13 protein-coding genes and 1 pseudogene are annotated in these 17,004 nt (G+C 64.2%); 8 read left to right on the forward strand and 6 right to left on the reverse strand.

Annotation, left to right across the window (positions count from 1 at the left end):
• Positions 1 to 267 precede the first annotated feature (267 nt).
• From BWP39_RS15090 to BWP39_RS15110, 5 genes are all read right to left on the reverse strand, one after another.
• The gene (locus tag BWP39_RS15090; protein ID WP_096721416.1) at positions 268 to 1,440 is read right to left on the reverse strand and encodes a patatin-like phospholipase family protein; all 1,173 of its coding nucleotides are present in this window, start codon (positions 1,438 to 1,440) and stop codon (positions 268 to 270) included.
• Between the two features lie 32 nt (positions 1,441 to 1,472).
• Positions 1,473 to 2,198, reverse strand: a complete 726-nt coding sequence (locus tag BWP39_RS15095; protein ID WP_096721418.1) for a PhaM family polyhydroxyalkanoate granule multifunctional regulatory protein — start codon at positions 2,196 to 2,198, stop codon at positions 1,473 to 1,475.
• A gap of 140 nt (positions 2,199 to 2,338) precedes the next feature.
• Positions 2,339 to 3,220 carry an enoyl-CoA hydratase/isomerase family protein gene (locus tag BWP39_RS15100; RefSeq protein WP_096721420.1) on the reverse strand — a complete coding sequence of 294 codons (882 nt, stop codon included), beginning with the start codon at positions 3,218 to 3,220 and terminating at the stop codon, positions 2,339 to 2,341.
• Between the two features lie 64 nt (positions 3,221 to 3,284).
• The gene (locus BWP39_RS15105; protein ID WP_096721422.1) at positions 3,285 to 4,517 is read right to left on the reverse strand and encodes an ABC transporter substrate-binding protein; all 1,233 of its coding nucleotides are present in this window, start codon (positions 4,515 to 4,517) and stop codon (positions 3,285 to 3,287) included.
• A gap of 269 nt (positions 4,518 to 4,786) precedes the next feature.
• Positions 4,787 to 5,779: a fumarylacetoacetate hydrolase family protein gene (locus BWP39_RS15110; RefSeq protein ID WP_096721424.1), complete on the reverse strand. Its 993-nt coding sequence runs from the start codon at positions 5,777 to 5,779 to the stop codon at positions 4,787 to 4,789.
• 128 nt (positions 5,780 to 5,907) lie between these two features.
• Between BWP39_RS15110 and BWP39_RS15115 the strand changes: the two genes are divergently transcribed.
• The 7 genes and pseudogenes from BWP39_RS15115 (at position 5,908) to BWP39_RS15145 (ending at position 14,254) form a co-directional block, all read left to right on the forward strand.
• Complete coding sequence (locus BWP39_RS15115; RefSeq protein ID WP_096721426.1) at positions 5,908 to 6,834, forward strand: IclR family transcriptional regulator; 927 nt, start codon at positions 5,908 to 5,910, stop codon at positions 6,832 to 6,834.
• Positions 6,835 to 7,011: 177 nt separating this feature from the next.
• Entirely contained in the window at positions 7,012 to 8,457 is a 1,446-nt protein-coding gene (locus tag BWP39_RS15120) for a DUF3108 domain-containing protein (RefSeq protein ID WP_096721429.1), read from the forward strand.
• 202 nt (positions 8,458 to 8,659) lie between these two features.
• Positions 8,660 to 9,448, forward strand: a complete 789-nt coding sequence (pcaD, locus tag BWP39_RS15125; RefSeq protein WP_096722610.1) for a 3-oxoadipate enol-lactonase — start codon at positions 8,660 to 8,662, stop codon at positions 9,446 to 9,448.
• 118 nt (positions 9,449 to 9,566) lie between these two features.
• Entirely contained in the window at positions 9,567 to 9,824 is a 258-nt protein-coding gene (locus BWP39_RS15130; protein WP_096721431.1) for a BTH_I0359 family protein, read from the forward strand.
• Positions 9,825 to 10,043: 219 nt separating this feature from the next.
• Positions 10,044 to 11,123: a homocysteine S-methyltransferase family protein gene (locus tag BWP39_RS32325; protein WP_096721433.1), complete on the forward strand. Its 1,080-nt coding sequence runs from the start codon at positions 10,044 to 10,046 to the stop codon at positions 11,121 to 11,123.
• A 30-nt stretch (positions 11,124 to 11,153) separates the two neighbouring features.
• Positions 11,154 to 13,892, forward strand: a pseudogene (gene metH / locus BWP39_RS15140) (methionine synthase); the annotation flags it as partial.
• Positions 13,893 to 14,047: 155 nt separating this feature from the next.
• Complete coding sequence (locus tag BWP39_RS15145; RefSeq protein ID WP_096721437.1) at positions 14,048 to 14,254, forward strand: acid-shock protein; 207 nt, start codon at positions 14,048 to 14,050, stop codon at positions 14,252 to 14,254.
• Between the two features lie 154 nt (positions 14,255 to 14,408).
• Here the strand turns inward: BWP39_RS15145 and BWP39_RS15150 are convergent, their stop codons facing one another.
• Positions 14,409 to 14,735, reverse strand: a complete 327-nt coding sequence (locus BWP39_RS15150; RefSeq protein ID WP_091009327.1) for a DUF1840 domain-containing protein — start codon at positions 14,733 to 14,735, stop codon at positions 14,409 to 14,411.
• A gap of 415 nt (positions 14,736 to 15,150) precedes the next feature.
• Between BWP39_RS15150 and argS the strand changes: the two genes are divergently transcribed.
• Complete coding sequence (gene argS / locus BWP39_RS15155; RefSeq protein WP_096721439.1) at positions 15,151 to 16,935, forward strand: arginine--tRNA ligase; 1,785 nt, start codon at positions 15,151 to 15,153, stop codon at positions 16,933 to 16,935.
• Positions 16,936 to 17,004 lie beyond the last annotated feature (69 nt).

Here is a 17,004-nt window from a genome sequence, read left to right on the forward strand (position 1 = left end):
AAACGATTGTGCGTGTGCGAAAAAACCGGTTTTTGCGCGGGGCGGCGACCGCCACGCGGTCAGCCGTGGGTGGAGAAGTACCTTGCCTGGGCCGACAAACGGGCGATTCGTAGATTGTTTTCTGTGCGCCCGAAAATTCTGAAAGCTCGTTGCATGATAGCACGCGAACTTGACAAAACCTGGTTGCGTCCGGGACGGTCCGGCTCGCTGCCAGATCAGGTACAGGAAAGCGGGTTGCCACGTTGATTCAGCATCATCGCGATTGTGTCAGCGGCCAGCGTGCCCGCTTGCACCCGCCTGCTCGATCCACGCGGCCACTTCATCGCGTCGGGCAAGTGCGTCGCGCCGGCCGAGTTCGATCAGCTCGCTCGTGAATTCGCTTTCGAACAACAGATAACTGGCAAACGACGCACCAGAAGCCCGGTTGCCGCCGACCGCACCGAGCAGCCCGCGCACCGTTAGCGGCAAGCGCTTCAGATGGCGCGCTGCGATCAGCTCGATACGTTCGCTCGGTGCAATCGCCAGCACGTCTACGTGACGCCAGCCGCTTTCCGGTTCGACGGCATGGGGTAGCTGCAAGACCATCCGGTTCACGTGCTCGATCCTTTCGATGTCCGCACCAATTGCGTCAAGAAACACGCTCGCGAGCACCTGCTGGCCGATCTGCGCCAGCGATGGATAGCTATCCTGCAGCTCGACCGCCGGCACTTCCGGGCGCGGCGTGGCCGCACCGATCACGAGAATGCGGTCGGCGCCGAAGTGAATCGCGGGGCTGAGCGGCGCGATCTGGCGCACCGAGCCGTCGCCGAAATATTCGTGGCGACCGTCGATTTCAAGCGGTACAGCGGGAAACACATACGGAATCGCCGACGAAGCGAGCAGATGCGCAGGCGTCAGTTCGACCATCCGCGCCGTGCGCTGTGCGCGCCGCCATGCGTGAATCGGTTCGCTGGCCTGATAGAACGTGAGGTGACGCCCCGACGAATAGCTGAGCGCCGTCACCGACAGCGCATGCAACGCGCGCGATCCGAGCATCTGGTCGATGCGGTGAAAGCTGAGCGCTTCATGGAGCAGCTTCGCGAGCGGTGCGTTGTCGAACAGCGCACGCGGCGAGCGGCGAGCGGCCCAACCGAATGTCATCGCCGCGAGCCAGCGCGCCCCCGCTCCGACGACACCAGGCCAGTCGGTGCGATACACGTGATTCGCGCGCATGCCCGACCACACATCGACGAGCCGTTCTGCGCCGCGCGCGAAATCGTCGGCGTGACTCGCAATCGAGGTCGCATTGATCGCTCCCGCCGACGTACCACACACGACGGTGAACGGCGACGCGCGCTGCGCGGGCGCGACCTCGCGGGCAATGCTCGCGAGCGCCTGCAAAGCGCCGGCCTGGTAGGCCGCGCGTGCCCCACCGCCCATCAGAACCAGTGCGAGTCGCATGAGGTACGCGTCGGGTTATCGGTGGTGGCGTTTTACTCGGACTTCGGTGGAGTCTTCTTCGCGCCTGTGCTGCTAGACGCCCGCTTCGCCGCCGGTGCGCGCTTCGCGGCCGGCCGCTTCGCTCCAGCTGCCTTAGGCGCGGCCGCGCCCGCTGGCGCATCGGGCGTCGCGCCTGGCTGCGTCATGGCGAACTGCGCGAGCTGATTGAACTGTGATTGCAGCAGGTTCCACCAGCCGGATGTATCGAACGCGGGTGTGCTGCCGCCTTCTGCACCAGCGGTGGCTGTCGAGGCTGCTTCCTCCGACGCCGACGCCTGGGCCGCTTTTGCAGCGGGCTCAGCCGGCTTGCTGCCAGACGCTGCCGCTGCCGAGAATGCAAACGGCGACGCCGCAGACGACGTCTCCTTCGGTCCCAACGGCGCCTGCGCAAACGCGCCGAACGCGCGCAGCGTCGCGAGCGTTGCGCGCTGCACTTCGAGCGCCTGGATCGCCGACTGCAGCATGTTCAGGTTCAGCTTCAGCCATTGCTCGACGGCTCGCATGTCAGTGATGCGCTTGTCGAGTTCTTCGACGTTGGTCAGCGGCGCCATCATGTCGGACATCATCGACAGCGACGGTCCGAAGCCTTGCGCGGCGCCGGGCTGGCCACCCGCGAACGGCGTGAGACGCATCATTTCCCACATCCGGTCGAGCATGCCGGCCGGGGGGAAACCTGGGAAGCCAGGGAAAGGCGGCGTGGTGCCGGATTGATCGGTCATATAACTTTCTCCTCACACCGGAAACGATTGAAGCGCGGCGGCCCGTTCACGGACACGATGCGCTTCGTCCGATCATACCGCGCGGGCCGTGCTGCGCGCCGCGCGCCGCAACACGGCCGCGGCGCACAGGCGAAACCGCATCAGAACGGCTCACCGCCCGGAAAATCGGCGGGGCGACGCTCGCGTAGCGAACTCACACCCTCGCGCACATCCGGTCCAGCAAAGCCCATGAATTCGAGCGCCAGCGAGGTATCGAAGGTCGGCCCTGCAAGCCGCAGCCAGTTGTTCAGCGCGTACTTGGTCCAGCGGATCGCCGTCTGCGAGCCGTGCGCGAGTTTTTCGGCGACTTCGAACGCGGTGGACAGCAACGCGCTTTCATCGACGGCACGCGACACGAGGCCGATGCGCTCCGCTTCTTCACCGCTGACCGGCTCGCACAGCAGCAGGTAGTACTTGGCCTTGGCCATCCCGCACAGCAACGGCCAGACGATCGCCGCATGATCGCCCGCCGCGACACCGAGGCGCGTATGACCGTCGATGATGCGTGCCGTTTTCGCTGCGATCGAGATATCCGCGAGCAGCCCCGCGACGAGACCCGCGCCGACCGCCGGCCCATGCATCGCCGAGACGATCGGCTTGCTGCAATTGATCACGTTGTAGACGAGGTCGCGCGCTTCGCGCCAGACGCGCGTGCGGACATCGAAGTCGGTTGCCATCTGCTCGACGAGGTGCAGGTCGCCGCCCGCCGAAAAGCCTTTGCCTTCGCCGCGAATCACCGCGACGCGGGTCTCGTTGTCGCGATCGATGTCGCGCCAGATGTCAGCCAGTTCGCGATGCATGCGCGCGTCGGCGGTGGCGAGACCGCTGCGGTTGGCGCCAGCACCGTTCATCACGATTTCGAGGATGCCGTGCGGATGGCGGCGCAATTGCAGCGACTCGTAGTGCGCGTAAAAATCGGGGTTGCGGTCCGGTGCATCGGGCGAGGCCGCTGATTCCGCTGATTCCGGTGGTTGATTCGACATGGCGGTTTTCCGTGATCGAGGGTTGCGTGCCGGCGGTATCCGGTTCGATGCGGTTGAATGTGGCTTAGTGCGGTTGATACACCCACTTGCCGTCGCGGATCTGCACCATCACCCGTGCGCGCTGATCGAGCCCGAGGTGATCGGTCGTGCTCATGTTGACGACGCCATTGGTATCCGCGAAGCCGCGTGTCGCTTCGAGTGCATCGCGCAGTGCACGGCGGAATTCGGATGTACCAGGCGCCGCGCTTTTCAGCGCGATCGGCACGGCGTTCGAGAGCAGCATGCTGGCATCCCACGCATACGAACCGAACGCCGATACGCTGCCGCGTCCGCGCAGCGCTTCGAAGCGGCCGATGTAGTCTAGCGCGAGACGCTTCGCCGGGTGATCGACGGATAGTTGTGTGGCGACCAGCACCGGGCTCGCGGGCAGGAACGTACCGTTGCAGTCACTGCCGCAGACGCGCAGGAAGTCGTTATTGCCGACCCCGTGATTGTGATAGATCTTGCCCTTGTAGCCGCGCGCGATCAGCGTCCGCGGCGGTAGCGCAGCCGGCGTCCCGGCTGCGCCGACCACGACTGCATCGGGATTCGCGGCCATGATCTTCAGGATCTGGCCCGTCACGCTCGGGTCGGTGCGATTGAAGCGTTCGCTCGCGACGACGCGCATGTGATGCAGGTCCGCGAATTTCGCCACTTCGGTATAGAAGGTCTCGCCGAGCGCGTCGGCCTGGCCGATGTAGGCGATCGTCTTCACGCCGTGATCACTGGCATGTTCGGCGATCGCGGAGGCCATCATCGCGTCGGTCTGCGGTGTCTTGAACATCCAGTGGCGCTTTGCATCGACCGGTTCGATGATCTTCGCGGACGATGCCAGCGAAATGGCCGGCGTCTCGCCTTCCGCGACTACGTCGATCATCGCGAGCGAGTTCGGCGTGATCGACGAACCGATGATCGCGTCGACATGATTCTCAGAGATCAGCTTCTTGGTGTCCTGCACGGCCTGCGTCGTGTCCGATGCATCGTCGAGCACGATGTATTCGACCTTCTGGCCGGCCAGCTCTTTGGGGAATAGCGCGACGGTGTCGCGTGCAGGAATGCCGAGCGATGCGGCGGGTCCGGTCAGCGATAGCACCAGGCCGATCTTCACCTGGGCGAGCGCCAGGGTGGGCAGGCCGGCTGCGAGTAACGGCACGCGGCGCAGCCAGCCGCGTAACGACGTGCCCGCTCCGGTTCCGGTTGATCGCGATATGCCCCGGGCACGCCGGGTCGTCATGTCGAACGGGCGCAAGCGCAGCATGAAAGTCTCCTGATGGTTTTTGTTGTTCGCGATGTTGTTCTCTATGCCGGCCGGCTGTTGCGTGCTGTCGTTGTCGTGCAGCCTGATGCGCGTCCGGCGCGCGCGTCAGCCAGTTTAGCGGCGCACCGGCAGCCCGGCATCGGGCGAAACCCTTTCGGATCTGTGCGGCAGGCCGCGGTATTCCGGGCAGTGAAGCGCTTGCGGTCTGGCGCATGCCGATGCGCTCAAGCGCGCGCCGCCCGTCGATTCCGCGCATGCAGTCGGGCCGTTCAGCGCGCCCCGTCAGGCGGCGCAATCGCCTGATCGATCGCACCGAAGATCGACTTACCCGCCTCGTCGAACATCTCGATCTTCACCGTGTCGCCGTACTGCATGAATTCGGTCTGCGGTGCGCCATGCTCGATGGTTTCGAGGCAGCGCTTCTCGGCGATGCAGCAGTAGCCGCGCTTCGCATCCTTGTTCGAGACCGTGCCCGAGCCGACGATCGTGCCCGCGCGCAGATTGCGCGTCTTCGCCGCATGCGCGATCAACTGGCCGAAGTGGAACACCATGTCCGTGCCGGCGTCCGGCTGGCCGACCTTCTTGCCGTTCCAGTGGACGATCATCGGTCGATGCACGCGGCCTGCGCGCCAGTGCTCGCCGAGTTCGTCGGGGGTAACGGCGAGCGGCGCAAACGATGTCGCCGGCTTGCTCTGGAAGAAGCCGAAGCCTTTCGCGAGTTCGGCGGGGATCAGGTTGCGCAGCGAGACATCGTTCACGAGCGTAACGAGCCGCACGCCTTTCAGCGCCTGCTCGGGGGTCGCGGCCATCGGCACGTCGCCGGTGATCACCGCGACTTCTGCTTCGAAGTCGATACCGTACGCTTCCGAGGCGCAGATCACATCGTCGCGCGGCCCGATGAAATCGTCGCTGCCGCCCTGGTACATCAGCGGATCGGTCCAGAACTCGGGCGGCATCTCTGCCCCGCGCGCGCGGCGCACGAGTTCAACGTGATTCACATACGACGAGCCGTCGGCCCACTGGAACGCGCGCGGCAGCGGCGCCATGCAGTTTGCGGCATCGAATGGGAACGTGTTGCGCGCCCGGCCCTGGTTCAGCGCGTCGTACAGATCGAGCAGTTGCGGCGCATAGAAGGTCCAGTCATCGAGTGCGCGCTGCAACGTCGGCACGATCGCGTCGGCAATCGCCGCGGTATGCAGGTCGCGGGAAACGACGATCAGTTGACCGTCGCGTGTGCCGTCCTTCAGCGAGGCAAGTTTCATAGGGAAATGTGCGGTATGGATGACGATAGAAGGAATCTATTCTACGATGGTGAATCCGCGCGACCCAAACGCGCGTTTTTCCACCGCTGTATATCACGTGCCTTCGCGGCTCGCGCCTGCTCCCGCTCATGCCGTCATCCACCCGCTCACGCACTGCCCGTCGCAACGCTGCCGATGCCGGCGATCCGCCGGCCATGTCCAAGGCTCCCACGGCTGCCGATGCCCCGGAGCCATTCGAAGCCGACGACGACACACCAGACACCGGCGAAGAGAAACTGCGCTCGGGCATCCAGTCGATTGAAGTCGGCTTCCGCCTGCTCGACGTGCTGACGCACGAACCGCGCGCGATGATGCTGCGCGACCTCGCGCAACGCGCGGGCATGAGTCCGGCGAAGGCGCATCGCTACCTCGTGAGCTTCCTGCGGCTCGGCGTGGTCGCACAAGACCCACTATCGGGACGCTACGAACTCGGCGGTTTCGCGTTGCAACTGGGGCTCGCGCGGCTTGCGCGGGTGGACGGCGTGAAGCTCGCGCGCGTCGCGCTCGCCGAACTGCGCGACCGGCTCGACATGACTGTCGGCATCGCCGTGTGGGGCAACCAGGGGCCGACGGTCGTGCACTGGATGGAATCGAGCTACCCGGCGAAGGCATCGTTGAAGCTCGGCGACGTGATGCCGTTGCTCGGCTCGGCAACCGGCCTGCTATTCGCCGCCTATCTGCCACGCAGCAAGACTGCTGCGCTGATGGAGCGCGAACTGGCTGGCGCGCAACGGTTCACGCAAACCGACACGCCGCGCACACCGGCAGAGGTGGAGCGCGCGCTCGACGAAGTGCGCGCACACGGCGCGGCCCGTGTCGAAGGCATGCTGCTCGCGACGATCCACGCGTTCTGCATGCCGGTGTTCGATTCGACCGGCGAACTCGCGCTGGGGCTAATCGCGCTCGGCCATGAAGGCGCGTTCGACATTCGCTGGGGCGGTGCCATCGATACGGCGATGCGCGAATGCGCGGACAAGCTGTCGTACGAGCTGGGGTATAGTCCGACGCCGCGCTGAGCCGGGTTTCACAGAGCGAGTTGACCTGTTGCTTCGCGTGGGTCCGGAACATCGCGGGTAACGGTACAGTCGAACCCCGCAGGCGCGCTGGCTCATCGATTGCGTGTACGGTATCGACCGAAGCCACTCGCCGCCCGATTCCTCACGAGTTATTACCGCCGGTCCATCCCGTCCTGCATGTCGTCATCTGCGCTCCGTCGCGGCCCGAACCGCCCGCCTCGTCCGAATCGCCCGAACCGTCCGCCAACGGCAGCGGCGCGGTTGAGCACGCGCGCAGGGCGCTGGATCGCGGTGCTGATCGCCGTGCTGTGCCTGCACTGGATCGCCGCACAGTGGATCGAGCGTAATCGGCAAACGTTCCAGCCCGCCGACGCCGCGCATGCACCAGTTGAAATTGCGTTGCTGCAGCCGGAGCGCATCGAGCAAAAGCCGGCCGCCGAACCCGCTACTGCTGTGCCGAAGCCTGCGCAGGTTCAGCGCGCCCGTCCCCGTGCACCGCAAGAACACGTGCTGACTGCAACGCAGCCCGATGCGAAGGCGCCAGTCGCAGCGTCGGCACCCGCAGTGCCCGAGGCTGCAAGCGCTGCGGCCGCAACTGCAGCTTCAGGTGCAAACGGCAACGCAGCCGCCACCGGCGCCTCTGCCTCGAACGCTGCCAACGCTACGCCCGCAACGCCAGGCGTGAAGTTTTCAGTACCGCCGTCCAGCGACATGCAGTACGACACGTTTTACAACGGCGTACGCAACCAGCCGGGCACGATCCACTGGACCAGCGATAGCCAGCACTACGAGATCGTCGTGTCGATGCCGGTGCCGTTTGTCGGCCCGTTCACCTATTCGAGCCACGGCCGGATCGACCCATTCGGCCTCGCGCCCGATCAGTACATCGAAAAGCGCGGCCGGCGTCCCGAAGACGTGACGATCTTCAACCGCACTGACAAACAGATTGCGTTCACGCGCACACCGACGACGCTCGCGTTGCCCGACGGCGCGCAGGACCGCTTCAGCATGGTGATGCAGCTTGCGAGCCTCGTGCGCGGCGACCCCGATGCGTACAAGCCCGGCGTCACGCGGCAGTTCTATGTGGCGGATAACAACAGCGGCGAGATCTGGCCGATCGAGACGATCGGCGACGAGACGGTGCGTGCGGCGCAAGGCTTTGTCGGTGCGCGGCACTTCATGCGCCTGCCGCGCCACGCCGGCGATGAGCGGCGCATCGATGTATGGCTCGCGCCGTCGCTCGGCTGGCTGCCGGCGCGGATCGTGCAAACCGAACCGAACGGCACGCAGATTGAGCTTGTCTGGCGCGGCAAGCTCGGCGCACTGGACGGCGATGCGACGGGCAGTGCCGCTTCGCCTGCTGCGGATGTCAGCGGCACGAACGGAGCGAACGGGGCAAACGATATCGCCGCGCCCACACCTGGCAGCGCTGGCGATAACACTGGTAGCGCTGCCATACCAGCTTCGTCCTCTGCTGCATTACCGGCTGCACCAGCCACGGCTTCACCCGCCGCTCCACCAGGCACGTCGCCTGCAACGCCGCCCGTTGCATCACCTGTGCCCGAACCGGCCGCCGCACCGACCCCTAACGCACCCTCGGGCAACACCCCCGAAAGCCCCTGAATCTCACCGGGTCTTACACAGACTGCTGAAACTTCCTCGCGAGACGCCACTCGCATCCACCCGATGCACTTCCAGCGACGTCCCCATGACGTTGATTGCACGCCGCGCCACCGACACCGCTGGCCCGCTTCGTGCGACCGTATATCTCGCGACATTGCTACATTCAATGCATCTTCACCGCATCACGACTAACGGAGCCCGCATGCAACTGAACATCGACGGCATCGACACACGTTATGTACTGAGCAACGAGGGCGGCGGCCCCTGGCTGACGTTTATCCATCAACTGGGAGGCGATCTGTCCATCTGGGATCAGATGGCCGGTTACTTTCGTGACGACTACACGGTGCTGCGCTACGACGTGCGCGGTCATGGTGCAACCGCGGTGACGGATGCCGACTTCAGCGTCGCGGATCTGGCACACGACCTGGCGTCGCTACTCGATGCGCTGGGTGTAACGCATACGCATCTGGTCGGCATATCGATGGGCGGCATGATCGCGCAGCAGTTCGCACTCGATTACCCGCAGCGCGTGGATACCTTGACCCTCGCCGATACGTCCGCGGGTACGCCGCCCGAGGGCCGCGCGCTCTGGGACCAGCGTGCGGCCGCGGCCCGCAGCGATGGTCTTGCACCGCTCGCCCCTGCGACAATCGGTCGCTGGCTCACGCCGGACTTCCAGCAGGCGCACCCCGAAGTGGTCGAGCCGATCCGCGAAGTGCTGCTGCAAACGTCACCACAAGGTTATGCGCGTGCATGCGAAGCACTGCGCGATTTCGACGTGCGCGACCGGCTCGCCGCGCTGCACATGCCGACGCTCACCGTAGCCGGTCGACACGACACAGGCACGCCGCCAGCCGCGACGGCGGCAATCGCCGAAGCGATCAAAGGGGCTCGGTACGAATTGCTCGATGCCGCGCATCTTGCACCGATCGAGCAATCACAGCGATTTGCTGCCATGCTTGAAACGTTTCTACAAACCCCTGTCTAACCTTCAGGTCCGGAAATTTTTACTAGCGTTGCCCGGACCCACCCCTTGAATTCCACACCATATGCTCCATGTATGGCGCAGGAACGGCCTGGAGCCCACGGAAAGAAGGAGTGTCGCCATGCAAATGATCTACAACAGCCCCAATTATTGTGTTGTCGAGTTTCCGCCTGAAGATGGCCATCTCGCCATGCGCTCTGGCGGTTATGAGATCGTCGACAAGAATATGCAACGCGAGATCTATATCGACGGCGCCATGGCTGCGCGCTTTCGCGAACATGTACAGAAGCTGATCGAAGAGGAACCGTCGCTGGACGAAGTCGATGAGTTCCTCGGGCAATTCGATAGTCTGATGAATCAACCGGTCGTGCTTCACTAACCCACGCCCCGGCGACACGTTACTCAAAAGCCCTGTCCGGCGGTATGCCGGACAGGGCTTTTTCTTTGTCATTGCACAATGCATATCGCCCGCCCGTGCAGGCGTCTTGGCGCCCGATGGCCGCGCTCAGCGCCCCCGGGCGGCTGCGGCTACAATGGCGGGTCCCGCGTTCCATCAGGCGCAAGCTGCTTTTGCCACGCGCCTTCACCACGATTCGCCATGAACCAGCCTGCCTCCTCCGCCGGTGCCGCCCGCACCGCTGCATCCGCCCGTGCCTACACGCGCGGCGCAACGCTGCCCGCGCAGCTCGAGTCGCGCATCCTGATCCTCGATGGAGCGATGGGCACGATGATCCAGCAGTACAAGCTCGGCGAAGCAGCGTATCGCGGCGAGCGCTTCAAGGACTACGGGCGCGACATCAAGGGCAATAACGAGTTGCTGTCGATCACCCAGCCGCAGATCATCGGCGAGATTCACGAGCAGTACCTCGCGGCCGGCGCCGACATCATCGAGACCAACACGTTCGGCGCGACCACGGTCGCCCAGGCCGACTACGGCATGGAGAACCTCGCGTACGAGATGAACCTCGAATCGGCGAAGATCGCCCGCGTCGCGTGCGAGCGCTACTCGAGCCCGGACAAGCCGCGTTTTGTCGCCGGCGCGATTGGCCCGACGCCGAAAACGGCCAGCATCTCGCCTGACGTCAACGATCCGGGTGCGCGCAACGTGACCTTCGACGAGCTTCGCACCGCCTACTACGAGCAGGCGAAAGCGCTACTCGAAGGCGGCGTCGACCTGTTTCTCGTCGAGACGATCTTCGACACGCTGAACGCGAAAGCCGCGCTGTTCGCGCTCGACGAACTGTTCGAAGACACCGGCGAAATCCTGCCGATCATGATCTCCGGCACCGTCACCGACGCATCGGGCCGCATCTTGTCCGGCCAGACCGTCGAAGCATTCTGGAATTCGCTGCGGCACGCGAAGCCGCTCACGTTCGGGCTGAACTGCGCGCTCGGTGCGGCGCTGATGCGCCCGTATGTCGCCGAGCTCGCCAAGCTCTGCGATACCTACGTGTCGTGCTACCCGAACGCCGGCCTGCCGAATCCGATGAGCGACACCGGCTTCGACGAAACGCCCGCCGACACCTCCGGGTTGCTGAAGGAGTTCGCCCAGGCCGGGCTCGTCAACATCGCGGGCGGTTGCTGCGGCACGACGCCGGAACACATCGCGGCAATCGCGAAAGCACTCGCCGACATCAAGCCGCGCCGCTGGCCAAGTCACTATCGCGACGCGGCCTGAGCCGCGCGGCCGTCCCACGTTCCTGCACCGCTCCATAGAAAACACCACGCCATGACCGATCACACCCTGCGCCTGTCCGGCCTCGAACCGTTCAACGTCACGACCGGCACGCTCTTCATCAACGTCGGCGAACGGACCAACGTCACCGGCTCGAAAGCGTTCGCGCGGATGATTCTCAACAGCCAGTTCGACGAAGCGCTCGCGGTCGCGCGTCAGCAGGTGGAGAACGGCGCGCAGGTGATCGACATCAACATGGACGAAGCGATGCTCGATTCGAAAGCGGCGATGGTCCGCTTCATGAATCTGATCGCGTCGGAACCGGATATTGCGCGCGTGCCGGTGATGATCGACTCGTCGAAATGGGACGTCATCGAAGCGGGCCTGAAGTGTGTGCAGGGCAAGGCGATCGTCAACTCGATCTCACTGAAGGAAGGCGAAGACGCGTTCCGCCATCACGCGAAACTGATTCGCCGCTACGGTGCGGCCGCGGTCGTGATGGCTTTCGACGAAAAAGGCCAGGCCGACACGTTCGAGCGCAAGACGCAGATCTGCAAGCGTTCGTATGATTTCCTCGTCAACGAAGTCGGCTTTCCGCCCGAAGACATCATCTTCGATCCGAACATCTTCGCGGTCGCGACCGGGATCGAAGAGCACAACAACTACGCGGTCGACTTCATCAACGCGACCCGCTGGATCAAGCAGAACCTGCCGTACGCGAAGATCAGCGGCGGCGTGTCGAACGTGTCGTTCTCGTTTCGCGGCAACGACCCGGTGCGCGAGGCGATCCACACCGTGTTCCTGTACCACGCGATCCAGGCGGGCATGGACATGGGCATCGTCAACGCGGGCCAGCTCGGTGTCTATGCGGATCTCGACGCCGAACTGCGCGAGCGCGTCGAGGATGTCGTGCTGAACCGCCGCGACGACGCCACCGACCGTCTGCTCGAAGTCGCCGACAAGTTCAAGACCGGCGCCGCGAAGAAAGAAGAAAACCTCGAATGGCGCAACCAGCCCGTCGAAAAACGTCTGTCGCATGCGCTCGTGCTCGGCATCACGACCTTCATCGTCGAGGATACCGAAGAGGTCCGCGCGAAGATCGAGGCGGCCGGCGGCCGACCGATCAACGTGATCGAAGGGCCGTTGATGGACGGCATGAACATCGTTGGCGACCTGTTCGGTCAGGGCAAGATGTTCCTGCCGCAGGTGGTCAAATCGGCGCGCGTGATGAAGCAGGCCGTCGCGCATCTGATCCCCTTCATCGAAGAAGAAAAGCGGCTGCTCGCCGAAGCCGGCGGCGACGTGCGCGCGAAGGGCAAGATCGTCATCGCCACCGTGAAGGGCGATGTGCACGACATCGGCAAGAACATCGTGTCGGTAGTGCTCCAGTGCAATAACTTCGAAGTGGTCAACATGGGCGTGATGGTCCCGTGCAACGAGATTCTCGCGAAGGCGAAGGTCGAGGGCGCGGATATCGTCGGGCTGTCGGGGCTGATTACGCCGAGCCTCGAGGAAATGGCCTACGTCGCCTCCGAGATGCAACGCGACGATTACTTCCGCATCAAGAAGATTCCGCTGTTGATCGGCGGCGCTACGACTTCGCGCGTACACACCGCCGTCAAGATCGCGCCGCATTACGAAGGCCCTGTGGTGTATGTGCCGGATGCGTCGCGTTCGGTGTCGGTTGCATCGAGCCTGCTCTCCGATGAAGGCGCGGCGAAGTATCTGCAGGACCTGAAGACCGACTACGACCGCATCCGCGACCAGCACGCCAACCGCAAGGTGCAACCGATGGTCACGCTCGCCGAGGCGCGCGCGAACAAGACGAAGATCGACTGGGCCGGCTACCGGCCGGTCAAACCGAAGTTCATCGGTCGCCGCGTGTTCAAGAACTTCGATCTGAACGAACTCGCGAACTACATCGACTGGGCGCCGTTCTTCCAGACGTGGGATCTCGCCGGCCCGTATCCGGCCATCCTCAACGACGAGATCGTCGGCGAATCGGCACGGCGCGTGTTCTCCGACGCGAAATCGATGCTGTCGCGGTTGATCCAGGGCCGCTGGCTCACCGCGAACGGCGTGATCTCGCTGCTGCCCGCGAACACCGTCAACGACGACGACATCGAGATCTACACCGACGACTCGCGCACCGAAGTCGCGCTGACGTGGCGCAACCTGCGCCAGCAGAGCGTGCGGCCGGTGGTGGACGGCGTGATGCGGCCGAACCGGTCGCTGGCCGACTTCATCGCGCCGAAGGATTCCGGCGTCGCCGACTACATCGGCATGTTCGCGGTGACGGCCGGCCTCGGTGTCGACGTGAAGGAAAAGCAGTTCGAGAAGGATCACGACGACTACAGCGCGATCATGCTGAAGGCACTCGCCGACCGCTTCGCCGAAGCGTTTGCCGAAGCGATGCATGCACGTGTACGTCGCGACCTGTGGGGCTACGACGCCGCCGAAACGCTGTCCAACGAAGATCTGATCGGCGAGAAATACCGCGGCATCCGGCCGGCGCCGGGCTACCCGGCCTGCCCGGACCACCTCGTGAAGCAGGACATGTTCACCGTGCTGCGCGCCGAAGAGATCGGTATGAGCGTGACCGAATCGCTGGCGATGCTGCCCGCTGCCAGCGTCTCCGGGTTCTATCTCGCACATCCGGACAGCACGTATTTCTCGGTCGGCAAGATCAGCCAGGATCAGGTTGAAGACTTCGCGCAGCGCATGGCTCTGTCGAAAACGGATGCGGAACGGGCGCTCGCGCCGCTGCTGTAAAGCCTCGACGGGTGGGCAATATATCGGATGTGTAAGGCCGAATATTTCTGGCAGCGCGAATTTCGGTTTTGTAAGCTGAAGCAGCTGTGCCCGCCGGACGCGGGGTCAACAACGCGCCGGCTTCAACGACTTGCAACCGTCACGGAGAAAATCGTATGAAAAAGCTGACGCTGTTACTGACTGCATTGTCACTGGCCGCGGGTTCGTCGCTGGCGCTCGCCCAAACCGCCGCGCCCGCCGAAGCGAGCGCGGTCAGTTCGTACTCGCCACCCACCCAGAAACACGTGAAGAAGGCGAAGAAGAAAAAAGTGAAGAAGGGTGCGTCGGCACCGGCCGCTACGCCAGAAGCCGCCAGCCAGTAATCGAGGTACGGCACACCGCAGACCTGAAGAAACGACAGAGCCCGCTTATAGCGGGCTCATTGTTTTTGGTGCGCTCGATGCGCACGGTGACTTACCCGGCCTGGTCAACGGTCAATGCCAGCACCCGCACCGCGGGTCACCACCTGACAACCGTTCAGATACCCCAGAGCACATCGTTGTTTTCCTGCTTCGCGAGGCGCAGCATGTCGAGGAACGGGTACGCGCGCTGTGCGAGGCCAATTGGAATTTCATGGTGCTCGTGGCCTTCTTCCCCTTCGTGGAAGTGCCCGTCGTGTTCGGCACGCTCCTGCTTGTCGGTGACGATGGCCGACTCGAGCTTCGCGATCGCTGCATCGAGTTCGTCGTGCATGATGACACCGCGTTCGCCCAGCGGTTTGCCGACGATACCGACGAGATACTGTGCGAGATTTTCGAGCATCACGACGTCCGGGGCGGCGCGACATTTGAAAGTAACCAGCATGGCAATTCCCTTTTCGTTATGTTGGATTCGCGTACGAGGCGCCATAGGGCGGCGGTCGTGCGGTTTCGTTGACTCGGCCGGCGCGCGCCAGCTGCCACGGCCCTTGATCGGGCATCCATCCAGTGGACACTCAATGGACATATTAGCACCTGCTAAAATCCGTCTAGACCGAAAAAGCACCTCCCGACGCGCCCGATCCGTTTGCCGGTCCCGCCCGCTCCCGCCTCCCCGATCGCTGCCTGCGGCCGTGGCGACGGCCGCAGGCGGATGAACGATCCGCCTCAGGCGGAATGAACGATCCGCCGCAGGCGAAACGAACCCTCCGCCGCGAGCGGACCAACCGCCTGCCGTGGCTGAACTACCATCCGGCGCCTCGGTCGCCTTACTGCACTGCCTCACTGGACTCGCAACAAGCATGCTGCCCGCACAAAAACTGACTCTCGAAACACTGCTCGCCGACATCGTCGAGCAGGTCGCCCAGGCCACTCAGGGCCAAGCCGATGCCGCCTTCGTCGCGCCCGCCATCACGCTCGAACGCCCGAAAGTCGCCGCGCACGGCGATGTCGCGTGCAACGTCGCGATGCAGCTCGCCAAGCCGCTGCGCGCCAATCCACGCCAGCTCGCCCAGCAGATCGTCGATGCGGTGCTCGCGCATCCGCAGGCGAAGGGGCTCGTCGATGGCGCCGAAGTCGCCGGTCCTGGCTTCATCAACCTGCGCCTCGCCGCTGCCGCGAAGCAGGCCGTAGTCGGCGCCGTGTTCACCGAACGCGACACCTTCGGCCACTCGGAACGCGAAGCAGGCAAGCGCGTGCTGATCGAATTCGTCTCCGCCAACCCGACCGGCCCGCTACACGTCGGCCACGGTCGCCAGGCGGCGCTCGGCGATGCACTGTCGAACGTACTCGCGTCGCAGGGCTACGCCGTACATCGCGAGTTCTATTACAACGATGCGGGCGTGCAGATCCAGACGCTCGCCCTGTCGACCCAGGCACGCGCGCGCGGCCTGAAGCCCGGCGACGCAGGCTGGCCCGAGTCTGCCTACAACGGCGAATACATCGCCGACATCGCGCACGACTACCTGAGCGGCGAAACCGTGGCAGCCAAGGACGGCGAACCGGTGAAGGGTGCCGGCGACATCGAAAACCTCGATGCGATCCGCCGTTTCGCGGTCGCGTATCTGCGCCACGAGCAGGACATGGACCTGCAGGCATTCGGCGTGATCTTCGACCAGTACTTCCTCGAATCGTCGCTGTACACGCAAGGACTCGTCGAGAAGACCGTCAATACGCTGGTCGCCGCGGGCAAGACCTACGAGCAGGAAGGCGCGCTGTGGCTGCGCACCACCGACGACGGCGACGACAAAGACCGCGTGATGCGCAAGACCGACGGCACCTACACGTACTTCGTGCCGGACGTCGCCTATCACGTTGCGAAGTGGGAGCGCGGCTTCACCAAGGTCATCAATGTGCAGGGCTCGGACCACCACGGCACGATCGCGCGGGTGCGCGCGGGCCTGCAGGGGCTCGGCGTCGGTATTCCGAAGGGCTATCCCGACTACATCCTGCACAAGATGGTCACGGTGATGCGCGACGGCCAGGAAGTGAAGATCTCGAAGCGGGCCGGCAGCTATGTGACCGTACGTGACCTGATCGAATGGTCGGGCGGCGCCGCGCAAGGCGCGGAAGCCGCGCCGGATCTGCTCGACGAAGCGACCATTCGCCGCGGCCGCGATGCGGTGCGCTTCTTCCTGATTTCGCGCAAGGCCGACACTGAGTTCGTGTTCGACATCGATCTCGCGCTCAAGCAGAACGACGAAAACCCCGTGTATTACGTCCAGTACGCACACGCGCGGATCTGCTCGGTGATCAACGAATGGAAGTCGCGCTTCAACGCCGACGAGGCGGTGCTGCCCAAGGTAGACGTCGCGCCGCTCGTCAGCGACCAGGCGATGGCGCTGCTGCAAAAGCTCGCGGAATACCCCGACATGCTCGCGCATGCCGCCGACGAACTCGCGCCGCACGCAGTCGCGTTCTATCTGCGCGACCTCGCGGGCGAATTCCACTCGTTCTACAATGCCGAACGCGTTCTCGTCGACGACGAGGCGCTCCGCAACGCCCGTATCGCGCTGCTCGCGGCGACGCGTCAGGTGCTCGCCAACGGTCTGGCAGCGATCGGCGTCTCCGCACCCGCAAAGATGTAAGCGTTCCGCAGCGGGATGCGTGTGGCCGTCGTTATAATCGACGGCCGTTCCACGATTCTTTTCGCAGGT

The sequence above is a fragment of the Paraburkholderia acidicola genome (genome assembly GCF_002362315.1).
GTDB lineage: Bacteria > Pseudomonadota > Gammaproteobacteria > Burkholderiales > Burkholderiaceae > Paraburkholderia > Paraburkholderia acidicola.

Excerpts from the sequence above, each read along its gene's own strand:
- BWP39_RS15090 (WP_096721416.1), bottom strand. The coding sequence starts at position 1,440 with ATGCGACTCGCACTGGTTCTGATGGGCGGTGGGGCACGCGCGGCCTAC.
- BWP39_RS15095 (WP_096721418.1), bottom strand. The coding sequence starts at position 2,198 with ATGACCGATCAATCCGGCACCACGCCGCCTTTCCCTGGCTTCCCAGGT.
- BWP39_RS15100 (WP_096721420.1), bottom strand. The coding sequence starts at position 3,220 with ATGTCGAATCAACCACCGGAATCAGCGGAATCAGCGGCCTCGCCCGAT.
- BWP39_RS15105 (WP_096721422.1), bottom strand. The coding sequence starts at position 4,517 with ATGCTGCGCTTGCGCCCGTTCGACATGACGACCCGGCGTGCCCGGGGC.
- BWP39_RS15110 (WP_096721424.1), bottom strand. The coding sequence starts at position 5,779 with ATGAAACTTGCCTCGCTGAAGGACGGCACACGCGACGGTCAACTGATC.
- BWP39_RS15115 (WP_096721426.1), top strand. The coding sequence starts at position 5,908 with ATGCCGTCATCCACCCGCTCACGCACTGCCCGTCGCAACGCTGCCGAT.
- BWP39_RS15120 (WP_096721429.1), top strand. The coding sequence starts at position 7,012 with ATGTCGTCATCTGCGCTCCGTCGCGGCCCGAACCGCCCGCCTCGTCCG.
- pcaD (WP_096722610.1), top strand. The coding sequence starts at position 8,660 with ATGCAACTGAACATCGACGGCATCGACACACGTTATGTACTGAGCAAC.
- BWP39_RS15130 (WP_096721431.1), top strand. The coding sequence starts at position 9,567 with ATGCAAATGATCTACAACAGCCCCAATTATTGTGTTGTCGAGTTTCCG.
- BWP39_RS32325 (WP_096721433.1), top strand. The coding sequence starts at position 10,044 with ATGAACCAGCCTGCCTCCTCCGCCGGTGCCGCCCGCACCGCTGCATCC.
- BWP39_RS15145 (WP_096721437.1), top strand. The coding sequence starts at position 14,048 with ATGAAAAAGCTGACGCTGTTACTGACTGCATTGTCACTGGCCGCGGGT.
- BWP39_RS15150 (WP_091009327.1), bottom strand. The coding sequence starts at position 14,735 with ATGCTGGTTACTTTCAAATGTCGCGCCGCCCCGGACGTCGTGATGCTC.
- argS (WP_096721439.1), top strand. The coding sequence starts at position 15,151 with ATGCTGCCCGCACAAAAACTGACTCTCGAAACACTGCTCGCCGACATC.